Origin of the sequence: Mycobacterium lehmannii (genome assembly GCF_001499925.1) — a bacterium.
Taxonomy (GTDB): Bacteria; Actinomycetota; Actinomycetes; order Mycobacteriales; family Mycobacteriaceae; genus Mycobacterium; species Mycobacterium lehmannii.
In genome coordinates this window covers 45686-58894 of record NZ_LQIR01000020.1, presented here as the reverse complement: position 1 = coordinate 58894, position 13209 = coordinate 45686, and the positions used below count along the sequence as shown (strand labels likewise).

Here is a 13209-nt window from a genome sequence, read left to right as displayed (position 1 = left end):
CGGAAGCTAAGCCTGCCAGCGCCAATGATACTGCCCCACCCGGGCGGAAAAGTAGGACACCGCCGAACACAAATTAGGATTACCCCCCACGATTGCGTGGGGGGTAATTCTATTTCGCGACAATTCATTACGTATTATCGCGAGACTCCTACATCGGGTAGAAAGGCATACGTGGCTCAGGACAGACGGGACGGCGACGCCAGGCGCCGCCCACAGCAGTCAGCGCCGCGCAGCTCCGGTCCGAACCGGGCCCGCAGGGCGCAGCCCAAGCCCGACGAATCCCGTCAGCCGCCAGGTCCGCCGATGCCGGAGGGTATCGAGCCAAGGCAACTCGCGCCTGACGTGCGCGGCGAGCTCACGACACTCGACCGCTCGACCGCCGACTTCGTGGCTCGTCACCTGGTGGCCGCCGGCCAACTCATCGACGACGATCCACAGACCGCACTCGAACACGCCCGCGCCGCTCGCAACCGCGCCGCCCGCATCCCCGCGGTGCGCGAAGCGGTCGGCATCGCTGCCTACCACTGCGGCGACTGGGCGCAGGCGCTCGCCGAACTGCGCGCCGCCAGGCGGATGGGCAGCAAATCATCCCTTCTCGCACTGATTGCCGACTGCGAACGCGGTGTCGGACGTCCGGAGCGCGCGATCGAGTTGGCTCGCAGCCCGGAGGCCGCCCAGCTCACCGGCGACGACGCCGACGAGCTCAAAATCGTTGTGGCCGGGGCTCGCTCCGATCTCGGGCAGCACGAGCAGGCCTTGGCGCTTCTGTCGACGCCGCAACTGGATCCGAGCCGTAAGGGACAGACGGCGGCGCGCCTGTTCTACGTATACGCCGAAACGCTTCTGGCCCTTGGCCGCAGCGAGGACGCGCTGCAGTGGTTCATCAACGCCGCCGCCGCCGACCTGGAGGGCGTGACCGACGCCGAAGAACGCATCACGGAGCTCTCCTGAAGTGGATGCCCTCGCGCATGAGCACGACTGCCTTCTACTCGACCTCGACGGCACCGTTTTCCGCGGACACGAAGCCACCGTCGGAGCGGTCGATACGCTCGCCACGATCAGCGCACGCACCCTCTACGTCACCAACAACGCCTCGCGTGAGCCCGCCGACGTCGCCCGACATCTTCACGCCCTGGGTTTTAGCGCCGCACCAGAGGACGTCGTCACCAGCGCACAGAGCGCAGCACGGCTGCTGGCCACCCAACTGCCCTCTGGGGCAGTCGTTCTCGTCGTCGGGACCGAAGCACTCGCCAACGAAGTCATTCGCGTCGGGCTGAAACCCGTCCGTCAGTGGTCGGACGGACCGGTCGCCGTCGTGCAGGGGCACTCACCGCAGACCGGTTGGCCCGACTTGGCCGAAGCGGCCTTGGCCATCCGGGCCGGCGCCCTGTGGGTGGCGGCCAATGTCGACCGGACCCTACCGTCGGAACGGGGATTGTTGCCAGGCAACGGATCCATGGTGGCGGCGCTGCGCGCGGCGACCGACCGCGAACCCCAGGTGGCGGGCAAGCCACAACCGACTCTGCTCACCGATGCCCTGGCCCGAGGCACCTTTCAGGCCCCACTGGTGGTCGGCGATCGCCTCGACACCGACATCGCCGGGGCCAACGCCGCCGGACTGCCCAGCCTGCTCGTGCTCACCGGCGTCAGCACGGCCGTCGACCTCGTCCGTGCACAGTCCTCGGAGCGGCCGACCTACTTGGCTGCCGATCTGCGGTCGCTTGGCACCCCGTCGGCCGCATTGCGCATCGAGACCCACCCCGCCTGGCGCATCGACGTCGCGTCACCGACGGTGACGGTGCGCTCCACAGGCCACGAACCCAGCGACGCCCTGTCAGTGGTTCGGGCCACCGCCGATGCGATATGGAACGCCGGCCTCGACGGCCGGTCGGTCGCGATCGCCGCCGGTGACGACACCGCCCAACAGGCCCTGCAACGCTGGTCCCTGCTTCCCGAGTCGAATCAGCTAGCGTGAACCTCGATATGAGTACCGATCCCGAACAGATCCGCGCCCGGATCGCGGAGTTGCTGGCAGACCTGCCGGACCCCGCGCAAGAAGGCTCGGGTTTCGCGGACCTGACCGACGACGACGTCGAGCTGCTCGCGGCCCGACTGGAAGAGGCGCACGACGTGCTCGTGCAGGCGCTCGAGTCGGTCGAGAAGGGCTGAGCGCCGTGGCACGGCGCGCGCGAGTGGACGCCGAGTTGGTGCGACGAGGGTTGGCCCGGTCCCGCCAGCAGGCGGCCGAACTGATCGGTGCGGGTCGGGTGAGCATCGACGGGATGCCAGCCGCCAAACCCGCGACCGCCGTCTCGGTCACGGCCAGCCTCACCATCGAGGGTGCCGACGAGCGCACTTGGGTGTCGCGGGGTGCGCACAAGCTGATCGGCGCACTGGACGCCTTCGGTCTCCCGGTGGACGGCAAGCGATGCCTGGATGCCGGCGCGTCGACGGGCGGCTTCACCGAAGTGCTGCTCGACCGGGGCGCCCGCCAGGTGATCGCCGCCGACGTCGGCTATGGACAGCTGGCCTGGTCGCTGCGCAACGATCCGCGGGTGACCGTGATGGAGCGCACCAATGTGCGCGAGCTGACTGCCGACTTGATCGGCGGACCCGTCGACCTGATCGTCGCCGACCTGTCGTTCATCTCACTGTCCACAGTTCTGCCGGCGCTGACGACGTGCGCGTCACCTGACGCCGATATCGTTCCGATGGTGAAGCCGCAATTCGAGGTCGGCAAGGACCGGGTCGGCGCCGGAGGCGTGGTCACCGATCCGGCGTTGCGCGCCGAGGCGGTCCTGTCGGTGGCCCGACGCGCCGCCGAACTGCGCTGGTATCCGGTCGCGGTGACAGCGAGCCCGCTTCCCGGGCCCTCCGGCAACGTGGAGTACTTCCTGCACCTGCGCGCCGGCGGGGGATTGGAAGGACACGACCTCGAAACCGCCGTCCGTACCGCCGTCGCGGAGGGTCCGCAGTGAACACCGACCGCGCGATCCTCATGGTGGTGCACACCGGCCGCGACGAAGTCACCGAGGTCGCCCGGCGTGTGCAGAAGGTGCTCGGCGACAACGGAATTGGTCTCAAAGTTCTGTCGGCCGAAGCCGTGGACCGCGGGCCCGTTCCCGTCTCGCCCGACGACATCCGCTCGCTCGGCGTCGAGATCGAAGTGGTCGACGCCGACGAGCGCGCCGCCGAGGGTTGCGAACTCGTACTCGTCCTCGGTGGTGACGGGACCTTCCTACGCGCTGCCGAACTCGCTCGCAACGTCGAAATCCCGGTGCTCGGTGTCAATCTCGGCCGTATCGGCTTTCTCGCCGAGGCGGAGGCCGACTCCATCGACACGGTGCTCGACCGGGTCGTCAAGCGTGACTACCGCGTCGAGGAGCGGATGACGCTCGACGTGGTGGTGCGGGTGGACGGCGAGATCGTCGACCGCGGCTGGGCGCTCAACGAAGCCAGCCTCGAGAAGGGGCCCCGGCTCGGAGTGCTCGGAGCCGTCCTCGAGGTCGACGGCCGCCCCGTGTCGTCCTTCGGCTGCGACGGCGTGCTGGTCGCGACGCCGACCGGGTCGACAGCGTGGGCGTTTTCCGCCGGCGGGCCGATCGTGTGGCCTGACCTCGAGGCAATCCTGGTGGTACCGAACAACGCTCACGCATTGTTCGCCCGGCCGATGGTCACCAGCCCTGAATCGGCCATCGCGATCGAGGTCGAGGCCAGGAGCCACGACGCGTTGGTGTTCTGCGATGGGCGCCGCGAGATGGTGGTTCCAGCCGGTGGACGCGTGGAGGTCACCCGGTGCGGAACCCCGGTGAAGTGGGTACGCCTCGACAGCGCACCGTTCACCGACCGCCTGGTGCGCAAGTTCCGCTTGCCGGTCACGGGGTGGCGCGGGCTGTAGTGCTTTCCGAGATCCGTATCGAGTCACTGGGTGCGATCAGCGCCGCGACCGCTGAATTCGATCGCGGTTTCACCGTGCTGACCGGCGAGACCGGTACCGGCAAGACGATGGTGGTCACCGGTCTGCACCTGCTCGGCGGCGCACGCGCCGACGCCACCAGGGTGCGCTCCGGGGACAACCGTGCGGTTGTCGAAGGACGTTTCACCACAACCGAACTCGGTGATGGCGTGGCGTCGCTGGTGGATGAGATTCTCGACAGCTCCGGTGCCGAACGCGACGACGACGGCTCGGTCATCGCGGCCCGCTCGGTCAGCCGTGACGGCCCGTCGCGTGCCTATCTGGGTGGCCGCAGCGTCCCGGCCAAATCGCTGAGCAGTTTCACCGCCGAACTGCTCACGCTGCACGGGCAGAACGACCAGCTGCGGTTGATGCGCCCCGATGAACAACGCGGCGCGCTCGACCGGTTCGCCGACGTCGAAACGCAGCTGAAGAAGTACCGCCGCGTGCGGGAGGAGTGGTTGTCGGCCCGGCGCGATCTCTTGGACCGCACACAGCGAGCGCGGGAGCTGGCGCTCGAAGCCGACCGGCTGAAGTTCGGGCTCAACGAAATCGATGCGGCTGCACCGCAACCGGGTGAGGATGCCGCGCTCGTCGACGACATCCGGCGGCTTTCCGAACTGGACGCGTTACGCGACGCGGCCCAGATCGCCCGCGCTTCCCTCGCAGGACCCGACGACCCCTTGCCCGACGCGGTGTCCGCGGCCCATGGTGTCGCACAAGCAAAATCGGCGCTGGAGGCCACTGGGGACACCTCGTTGAGCGCATTGGCCGAGCAGCTCAGCGAAGCCGTCGCTGTGATCACCAATGTCAGCGGCGAACTCGGCACCTATCTGTCCGGGTTGCCGACGGACACCAGCGCGCTGGAGGCCAAGCTCGCGCGGCAGGCCGAACTCCGTTCCCTCACCCGCAAGTACGCCGCCGACATCGACGGCGTGCTCGAGTGGGCCCGTGAGGCCCGGGAACGGCTCGATCAACTCGACGTGTCCGAGGAAGCGCTCGCCGGTCTGCAACATCGGGTCGACGAACTCGAGGCGAAGACCGTCGCCGCAGCCGCCGACCTGACCAAGGCGCGAACCAAGGCCGCCAAGGGTCTATCCAAAGCGGTGACCGCGGAACTGTCCGGGCTGGCCATGGCCGGGGCGGTGTTCACAGTGTCCGTGGGCCCGCTGCTCGCGCGCGCCGACGACTCGGCGCCGGTCGTGTTGCCGTCGGGCGAGGCGGTGCATGCCGGCCGCGACGGCGTCGACAATGTCGAGTTCGGCTTCGCCACAAGCGGCACCGATGTTCTGCCCCTGAACAAGAGCGCATCGGGCGGTGAACTCTCGCGGGTCATGCTGGCACTCGAGGTCGTGTTGTCGTCGTCGGCGGAGGGAACCACGATGGTGTTCGACGAGGTCGATGCCGGAGTCGGAGGCCGAGCCGCGGTGCAGATCGGTCGTCGGTTGGGCCGGCTGGCTCGCACCCACCAGGTCATCGTCGTCACGCACCTGCCGCAAGTCGCCGCCTATGCCGACGTGCATCTCGTCGTCGGGGGGGAGGGTGGGAAGAACACCGACAGCGGTGGCGGAAAGGCCCCAAGGAGCGGGGTTCGGCGCCTCGACGACGAGGAGCGGGTGGCCGAGCTGGCGCGCATGCTGGCCGGGCTCGGCGAATCCGACAGCGGCCGCGCCCACGCCCGCGAGCTGCTCGAGGCGGCGCAGAACGAACGCGCCGAAGGCGGTTAGCCGCCCAGCACCGTGTCGATCAGCGCGCTGAGGAATTTCGGCTCGGCGGCTTCGTCGGTCGCCAGGCGCCGGTAGAACAGGGCACCCGACAGCGCCACCGATGCGGCCTCGGGATCGACGCGGGCCGGAAATTGCCCGTCGCCGACACCGGAGGCGATGGTGGCGGTGAGCCGCCGGCGTCGTAGCGCCGAGTATTCCTGGAAGAACCGGCGGATGTCTGGTTCGGTCTCCGCGGCGTGCACGAGCGCGGGGATGCAGGCCGAGACGGCCGAATCGCTCAGGGCGCCGGCGAGGTGCTCCAGCAGAATTTGAACCTGCTCACGCGCCGTCCCGGTGGGTACTTCCCGCCCAGGGTCTGGCTGAACATTGAGAGTCTCGAGAGCGTCGGCGATCAACGCGGTCCTGTCCGGCCAATGCCGATACAACGTGCTGCGGCCCACGCGCGCCCGAGCGGCGACAGACTCCATCCGGAACCCGGCGTAGCCGACCTCGGCGAACTCGTCGAGGGCGGCGCGAAGGATCGTTCGGCGTGAGTGGTCTGCGCGCGGATCGAGTCGACCTTTCTGGGACATTTATGTATCATAACCTCCAGGAGGTGCAATTATGAGTACTGTTTGCGTTCGCTACATAGTGGATGACGTCGATTCAGCCGTCCAGTTCTACACCAACCACTTGCGCTTTGACGTGGACTTCAGACCCGGACCTGGGTTCGCCATGCTCCATCGCGACGAGTTGCGACTGCTGTTGAACTCACCCGGCGGCGGAGGCGGAGCGGGGGAGGCGCTCAGCGACGGGAGCAGGCCCGCTCCCGGTGGCTGGAATCGAATCCAGTTGGAAGTCAACGACCTTGACGACACCGTCTCCCGGCTGTCCGACGCCGGCGTGTCTCTTCGCGCGGATGTCATCACCGGCCGCGGCGGACGTCAGGCCCTGATCTCTGATCCGTCCGGCAATCTCGTGGAACTGTTCGAACCATCGCGTTGAGTGTTACCTGTGTGACAAAAGGGACAGATGATACGGCGCGCCTCCGACAGATAGTTCGCTGATATCGACAAAATCGGCGCATGAAGATGTCAGCGCTGCTATCTCGTAATGCCAGCTCACGTCCGGGCATCACCGGCACGGCCAGAGTCGACCGCGACATCGATCGACTTCTGCGACGCGTCACCCCCGGCGACATCGTCGTCATCGACGCCCTCGACCTCGACCGCATCACCGCGGATGCGCTCGTCGAGGCCGGTGTCACCGGCGTGGTCAACGCCTCGCCCTCCATCTCCGGGCGCTATCCCAACCTGGGGCCCGAGGTTCTGGTCGCCAACGGGATCACCCTGATCGACGACACCGGCGACGACGTCTTCAAGAAGGTCAAGGACGGCGCGCGGGTGCGTCTGCACGAGGGCGGCGTCTACACCGGAGATCGCCGCCTCGTATTGGGTGTCGAGCGCACCGATCACGAAATCCATGAGCTGATGCACGAGGCCAAGAGCGGGTTGGTGGCCCATCTCGAGGCGTTCGCGGGCAACACGATCGAGTTCATCCGCAGTGAGAGCCCGCTGCTGATCGACGGCATCGGCATCCCCGACATCGACGTCGACCTCGACCACCGCCACGTCGTGATCGTCGCCGAGGACGTCGATGCCGCCATCGACCTCAAAGCACTCAAACCCTTCATCAAGGAGTACCAACCGGTGCTGGTGGGCGTCGGTACCGGTGCCGATGTGCTGCGCAAGGCGGGCTACCGGCCCCAACTCATCGTCGGTGACCCCGACAAGATGAGCGCTGAGGTGCTGCGGTCCGGGGCGCAGGTGGTGTTGCCCGCCGATGCCGACGGGCACGCCGCCGGTCTCGAACGAATCCAGGACCTCGGAGTCGGGGCGATGACGTTTCCAGCTGCGGGATCGGCCGCCGACCTGGCATTGCTGCTGTGCGACCATCACGGCGCGTCGCTGATCGTCACCGCCGGCCACACCGCCAGCATCGAGGAGTTCTTCGACCGCGCACGCCAGCAGAGCAATCCGTCGACGTTCCTGACCCGGCTCAAGGTGGGGGAGAAGCTAGTCGACGCCAAAGCCGTTGCCACGCTGTACCGCAGCCGGGTGTCGGGCGGAGCGATCGCGCTGCTGGTGCTCGCCGTGATGGTCGCGGTGATCGTCGCGCTGTGGGTGGCCCGTGTCGACGCCGCGCTGCTGGACTGGATCGTGGACTACTGGAACCGCTTCTCGCTGTGGGTCCAGGGCTGGGTCACCTAGGAGCGCCCGATGATATCGCTACGCACACACGCGATTTCGCTCGCGGCAGTGTTCCTGGCGCTGGCCATCGGTGTCGCACTCGGATCGGGGATGCTGTCCAACACCGTGCTCTCGGGGCTGCGCGATGACAAGAACGAGCTGCAAGAGCGGATCAACACCCTGACCGACGAGAGGAACGCGCTCAACGAAAAGCTCGGCGCGGCAGGAGAGTTCGATGCGCAGATGTCACCGCGCATTCTCCGCGAGACACTGCTCGACAAATCGGTGGTGCTGTTTCGCACCCCCGACGCCGCTGACGACGACGTCGACGCGATGACACGACTCGTCGGTCAGGCCGGCGGAACGGTCAGCGGAACCGTCGGGCTGACACCACAGTTCGTCGAGGCCAACGCCGCCGAGAAGCTGTTGTCGGTGGTCAACTCGCCGATCGTGCCGGCGGGCAAACAGCTCAGTACCACGTCGGTGGACCAAGGCTCCCAGGCCGGCGACCTGCTGGGCATCGCGCTGTTGATCGATCGCGATCCCAAGGTGCAGACCGTCGATGACACGCAACGCGAAACGGTGCTCGCCACGCTGCGCGACACCGGTTTCATCACCTACACCGACCGGGTGGGCGCGGCGAACACGGCGGTGATCGTGACCGGCGGACCGCTGGGCGACGACGCCGGCAACCGGGGCGCCACCGTGGCCCGATTCGCCGGCGGGCTGGCCCCGCACGGTTCGGGCACCGTCCTGGTCGGCCGCGACGGATCGGCATCGGGGACCGCGGCGATCGCCGTGACGCGCTCGGATCCCGCGCTGACCTCGGCGGTCAGCACGGTCGACGACGTCGGCACCGAATCCGGCCGCATCACCTCGGTGCTGGCGCTGGGCGATCTGGCCAATGGCGGCAAGCCCGGCCAGTACGGCATCGGCCAGGGTGCGACGTCGGTCACCGTGCCGCAGTAAGCTCGCCGCACGCTCAGGTCCCCGGCGCGTCACCGACGCGGCGTCGCCCTCGGTGTTAAGGTGGGGTTCCGTGGGTCGGCAGGCCCCAAACTAGGAATCAGCCTAGAGACGTAAGCCCTGCCCGTCGTCACGGAGGTCGTTCTTGCCAGCGTTACGCAAACATCCGCAAACGGCCACCAAGCACCTCTTCGTCACCGGTGGCGTCGTCTCTTCACTCGGCAAGGGACTCACCGCTTCGAGCCTCGGGCAGCTGCTGACCGCGCGCGGCCTGCAGGTGACGATGCAGAAGCTCGACCCGTACCTCAACGTCGACCCCGGCACCATGAACCCGTTCCAGCACGGTGAGGTTTTCGTCACCGAGGACGGCGCCGAGACCGACCTCGATGTGGGCCACTACGAGCGCTTCCTCGACCGGAACCTGACGGGGTCGGCGAACGTGACCACCGGACAGGTGTATTCGACGGTCATCGCCAAGGAACGGCGCGGTGAGTACCTCGGCGACACCGTGCAGGTGATCCCGCACATCACCGACGAGATCAAGGCGCGAATCCTGGAGATGGCCGCACCGGACGTCGACGGCAGGCGTCCCGATGTGGTGATCACCGAAATCGGCGGCACGGTAGGCGACATCGAGTCGCTGCCGTTCCTGGAAGCCGCGCGCCAGGTACGCCACGAGGTGGGCCGGGAGAACTGCTTCTTCCTGCACTGCTCGCTGGTGCCCTACATGGCGCCGTCGGGGGAACTGAAGACCAAGCCGACTCAGCATTCGGTGGCCGCGTTGCGCAGCATCGGCATCACCCCGGACGCGTTGATCCTGCGCTGCGACCGGGATGTGCCCGAACCGTTGAAAAACAAGATCGCGTTGATGTGCGACGTCGACATCGACGGCGTCATCTCCACCCCGGACGCCCCGTCGATCTACGACATCCCGAAGGTGCTGCACCGCGAGGAACTCGACGCCTACGTCGTGCGCAGGCTGAACCTGCCGTTCCGCGACGTCGACTGGACACAATGGAACGACCTGCTTCAGCGGGTGCACGAACCGCACGAGACGGTGCGAATCGCGTTGGTGGGCAAGTACATCGACTTGTCCGATGCCTACCTGTCGGTGGCCGAGGCGTTGCGAGCGGGCGGGTTCGCGCACCGGGCGAAGGTGGAGATGCGCTGGGTGGCCTCCGACGACTGCGAGGTCGACGGCGACGCGGCCGCGGCACTGGCCGACGTGCACGCGGTGCTGATACCCGGTGGCTTCGGCATTCGCGGCATCGAGGGCAAGATCGGTGCGATCCAGTACGCCCGCAAGCGGGGTCTGCCCGTGTTGGGGCTGTGCCTGGGGCTGCAGTGCATCGTGATCGAGGCAGCCCGGTCGGTCGGCATCACCGAGGCCAACTCCGCGGAGTTCGACCCGACCACCCCGCACCCGGTGATCTCCACCATGGCCGATCAACGCGACGCCGTCGCAGGTGAGGCCGATCTCGGCGGCACCATGCGGCTGGGCGCGTATCCGGCTGTGTTGGAACCGGATTCGATCGTGGCGCGAGCCTACGACGCCACGGAGGTGTCGGAGCGGCACCGTCACCGCTACGAGGTCAACAACCAATACCGCGACCGCATCGCCGAGAGCGGCCTGCGGTTCTCGGGAACCTCTCCGGACGGCCACCTCGTCGAGTTCGTCGAGTATCCGCGCGACACGCACCGCTTCATCGTCGGCACCCAGGCGCATCCCGAGCTCAAGAGCAGGCCCACCCGGCCGCATCCATTGTTCGTCGCGTTCGTGGGAGCGGCCCTGGACTACAAGGCCGAGGAGCGCTTGCCCGGTATGGACATCCCCGAGCAGCGGTCCAACGGCGTCGAGCACGGCGACGAGGTCGGGGCCCTGCTGCAAGAGCCCGCGACCCGTGGCTGACCACGACTTCGAGACGGTCTCTTCTGAAACCCTCTACGTCGGAAACATCTTCGCGTTGCGCGCCGACGAGGTGCGCATGCCCGGCGGCCATACCGCCCGCCGCGAGGTCGTCGAGCACTACGGTGCCGTCGCGGTGCTGGCGATGGACGAGGACCGCAACATCGCGATGGTCTACCAGTACCGGCATCCGCTGGGGCGTCGCCTGTGGGAGTTGCCCGCCGGGCTGCTCGACCTCGGAGGCGAACCGCCGCACGTCACCGCCGCGCGAGAACTCGAGGAGGAGGCCGGGCTATCGGCCACCGATTGGCGCGTGCTGGTCGACCTCGACTCCGCGCCGGGCTTCAGCGACGAGAGCGTGCGGGTCTATCTGGCCACCGGGCTCACCGACGTCGGACGCCCCGAAGCCCGCGACGAGGAAGCCGACCTGACGCTGCGGTGGTATCCGCTCGACGAGGCGGTGCGCATGGTGCTGGCCGGTGAGATCGTCAATTCCATTGCCGTCAGCGGCATTTTGGCGGCCAACACCGTCACCGACCCGGACAAGCTGAGACGCGTCGACGCACCGTGGACCGATCGGCCCACCGCGTTCGGTCGCCGTCAGGGGCACCCGTGACGACATCGTCTCCTCTTCGCGCAAGCGACTCATCGGCCTTCACATCCGCGCTCGAAGGTCAGGTCCAGGGCTATCTCGACCACCTGACCATCGAACGCGGTGCGGCCGCCAACACATTGAGCTCCTACCGCCGCGATCTGCGTCGCTACATCGACCACCTGACCGCGCGCGGTATCGACGACCTCACCAAGGTCACCCAGACCGATGTCAGCGAGTTCCTGGTCGCGTTGCGCCGCGGGGACGCCGAGGCCGGAACCGCCCCGCTGTCGGCGGTGTCGGCGGCGCGAGCGCTGATCGCGGTGCGAGGCCTGCACCGCTTCGCGACGGCCGAGGGGTTGACCGAACTGGACGTCGCCTCGGACGTCAAGCCGCCGACCCCGAGCAGGCGGCTGCCCAAGAGCCTGTCGCTCGACGAGGTGTTGGCCCTCCTCGAGGCAGCGGGCGGCGACAGCGACGCCGACAGCCCTCTTACGCTGCGTAACCGCGCTCTGCTGGAACTGCTGTACTCGACCGGGGCGCGCATCTCGGAGGCAGTGGGGCTCGACATCGACGACGTCGACACCCATGCTCGTTCGGTGCTGCTGCGCGGTAAGGGCGGCAAGCACCGGCTGGTGCCGATCGGCAGGCCGGCGGTGACCGCACTCGACGTCTATTTCGTACGAGGGCGTCCCGACTTGGCGCGCCGCGGCCGGGGCACACCCGCGATCTTCCTGAACGCCCGCGGCGGGCGGCTGTCGCGGCAGAGTGCGTGGCAGGTGTTGCAGGACTCCGCCGAGCGCGCCGGAATCACCTCCGCGGTGTCGCCGCACGTGCTGCGGCACTCGTTCGCCACGCATCTGCTCGACGGCGGCGCCGACGTCCGTGTCGTGCAGGAGTTGCTCGGCCACGCCTCGGTGACCACGACGCAGATCTACACCATGGTCACGGTCAACGCGCTGCGCGAGGTCTGGGCCGGCGCCCACCCACGGGCACGGTAGCCGAAACCGCCCTAAACAGGTTGATCGCCCGCACCAGCTGCGTGGAAGCCACCCGTCAAGGCTGTAGTCCGCCCAGATACTCGGACTCGAGAACCAGGTCGGCGAACAGCGACTGGTACTCCGCGTGCGTCTTGTGTTCCACGGTGTCGAACAACGCGCCCTGCTGCCGGCGCATGTATTCGCGATACTTCGGCGCTCCCGGGAGTTTCACGTTGTCGGCGACGGCGAGGGAGCCGCGGTGCAGCCAGCCGCGGTCGAGGATGCTCTGCAGATCGGCCAGGTAGGCGGCCTTGTCGTGGTCGATGAACACCAAGTCGAGCTGGCCCGGGCCGAACCCGTGCTCGGAGGCCAGCGCGTCGAGCGTGCGACCGCCGTCGCCGATCGTGCCGACCACGCACGTGATGCGGTCGGCGACGCCCGCGTGCGCCCAGACGTCCCGGGCGATTTCGGCGTTGGCCTCGGCGAGTTCCACCGAGTAGATCCGCGCCGACGGTGCCGCCCTGGCCAGCCGCAGGGCACCGTATCCGCAGTAGGTGCCGAGCTCGAGCATCAGGCGAGGGTCGGCGCGGCGCACCGCGGCGTCGAGGATCGCGCCTTTCTGGTCGCCGACATTGATCAGGAAGGACTTCTCGTAGGCGAACCGGTCGATCGTCGCGAGGACGTCATCGATGTCACCCTGCCGCGCGTTGGCCACCACGTAGTCGCGAAGCGCGGCCTCGCGCCCGTCACCGACCTGACCGGTGGTGGAGATGTTGCGCACGCCGAGCGCCAACCGCAGGAATGACCACCTCAGCAGCGGGATCCGTTGCCTCAGGCCCATGGCGTCAGCCTAGG

Annotated in this window: 14 protein-coding genes; 12 read left to right on the top strand and 2 right to left on the bottom strand. The window is 67.9% G+C overall.

What is annotated here, in order from left to right:
* Positions 1-171 precede the first annotated feature (171 nt).
* From AU192_RS12475 to recN, 6 genes are read left to right on the top strand one after another with little or no spacing between them, the layout of a single operon-like run.
* Positions 172-951, top strand: coding sequence for a tetratricopeptide repeat protein (locus tag AU192_RS12475; RefSeq protein WP_082695005.1), 780 nt, complete (start codon positions 172-174; stop codon positions 949-951).
* Position 952: 1 nt separating this feature from the next.
* Positions 953-1975, top strand: coding sequence for an HAD-IIA family hydrolase (locus AU192_RS12470; RefSeq protein ID WP_064396525.1), 1023 nt, complete (start codon positions 953-955; stop codon positions 1973-1975).
* Between the two features lie 8 nt (positions 1976-1983).
* On the top strand, positions 1984-2169 hold the full coding sequence (locus AU192_RS12465; protein WP_064396545.1) for a hypothetical protein: 186 nt from the start codon (positions 1984-1986) through the stop codon (positions 2167-2169).
* A gap of 5 nt (positions 2170-2174) precedes the next feature.
* Positions 2175-2978: a TlyA family RNA methyltransferase gene (locus AU192_RS12460; protein WP_064396524.1), complete on the top strand. Its 804-nt coding sequence runs from the start codon at positions 2175-2177 to the stop codon at positions 2976-2978.
* Between the two features lie 20 nt (positions 2979-2998).
* The gene (locus AU192_RS12455; protein ID WP_064396543.1) at positions 2999-3898 is read left to right on the top strand and encodes an NAD kinase; all 900 of its coding nucleotides are present in this window, start codon (positions 2999-3001) and stop codon (positions 3896-3898) included.
* Positions 3898-5682 (top strand): DNA repair protein RecN, encoded by a 1785-nt coding sequence (gene recN / locus AU192_RS12450; RefSeq protein WP_064396522.1) that lies wholly within the window; start codon positions 3898-3900, stop codon positions 5680-5682. The genes AU192_RS12455 and recN overlap by 1 nt, the downstream gene beginning before the upstream one ends.
* Here the strand turns inward: recN and AU192_RS12445 are convergent.
* Positions 5679-6254, bottom strand: coding sequence for a TetR/AcrR family transcriptional regulator (locus tag AU192_RS12445; RefSeq protein ID WP_064396520.1), 576 nt, complete (start codon positions 6252-6254; stop codon positions 5679-5681). The genes recN and AU192_RS12445 overlap by 4 nt on opposite strands.
* A gap of 31 nt (positions 6255-6285) precedes the next feature.
* Between AU192_RS12445 and AU192_RS12440 the strand changes: the two genes are divergently transcribed.
* From AU192_RS12440 to xerD, 6 genes are all read left to right on the top strand, one after another.
* Positions 6286-6666, top strand: a complete 381-nt coding sequence (locus AU192_RS12440) for a VOC family protein (protein ID WP_064396518.1) — start codon at positions 6286-6288, stop codon at positions 6664-6666.
* An 80-nt stretch (positions 6667-6746) separates the two neighbouring features.
* Positions 6747-7931, top strand: a complete 1185-nt coding sequence (gene steA, locus AU192_RS12435; protein WP_064396517.1) for a putative cytokinetic ring protein SteA — start codon at positions 6747-6749, stop codon at positions 7929-7931.
* A 9-nt stretch (positions 7932-7940) separates the two neighbouring features.
* Positions 7941-8879, top strand: coding sequence for a copper transporter (locus AU192_RS12430; protein WP_064396515.1), 939 nt, complete (start codon positions 7941-7943; stop codon positions 8877-8879).
* Positions 8880-9021: 142 nt separating this feature from the next.
* Positions 9022-10785, top strand: coding sequence for a CTP synthase (locus AU192_RS12425; protein ID WP_064396512.1), 1764 nt, complete (start codon positions 9022-9024; stop codon positions 10783-10785).
* The gene (locus tag AU192_RS12420; RefSeq protein ID WP_064396510.1) at positions 10778-11398 is read left to right on the top strand and encodes an NUDIX domain-containing protein; all 621 of its coding nucleotides are present in this window, start codon (positions 10778-10780) and stop codon (positions 11396-11398) included. Before AU192_RS12425 ends, AU192_RS12420 begins: the two co-directional genes overlap by 8 nt.
* Entirely contained in the window at positions 11395-12375 is a 981-nt protein-coding gene (xerD, locus tag AU192_RS12415; protein WP_064396508.1) for a site-specific tyrosine recombinase XerD, read from the top strand. Before AU192_RS12420 ends, xerD begins: the two co-directional genes overlap by 4 nt.
* 55 nt (positions 12376-12430) lie before the next feature.
* Here the strand turns inward: xerD and AU192_RS12410 are convergent, their stop codons facing one another.
* The gene (locus tag AU192_RS12410) at positions 12431-13195 is read right to left on the bottom strand and encodes an O-methyltransferase (protein WP_064396506.1); all 765 of its coding nucleotides are present in this window, start codon (positions 13193-13195) and stop codon (positions 12431-12433) included.
* Between the last annotated feature and the right edge of the window lie 14 nt (positions 13196-13209).

Coding starts and splice junctions, on each gene's coding strand:
- AU192_RS12465 (WP_064396545.1), top strand. CDS start 1,984: ATGAGTACCGATCCCGAACAGATCCGCGCCCGGATCGCGGAGTTGCTG.
- AU192_RS12455 (WP_064396543.1), top strand. CDS start 2,999: ATGGTGGTGCACACCGGCCGCGACGAAGTCACCGAGGTCGCCCGGCGT.
- AU192_RS12445 (WP_064396520.1), bottom strand. CDS start 6,254: ATGTCCCAGAAAGGTCGACTCGATCCGCGCGCAGACCACTCACGCCGA.
- AU192_RS12440 (WP_064396518.1), top strand. CDS start 6,286: ATGAGTACTGTTTGCGTTCGCTACATAGTGGATGACGTCGATTCAGCC.
- steA (WP_064396517.1), top strand. CDS start 6,747: ATGAAGATGTCAGCGCTGCTATCTCGTAATGCCAGCTCACGTCCGGGC.
- AU192_RS12430 (WP_064396515.1), top strand. CDS start 7,941: ATGATATCGCTACGCACACACGCGATTTCGCTCGCGGCAGTGTTCCTG.
- AU192_RS12410 (WP_064396506.1), bottom strand. CDS start 13,195: ATGGGCCTGAGGCAACGGATCCCGCTGCTGAGGTGGTCATTCCTGCGG.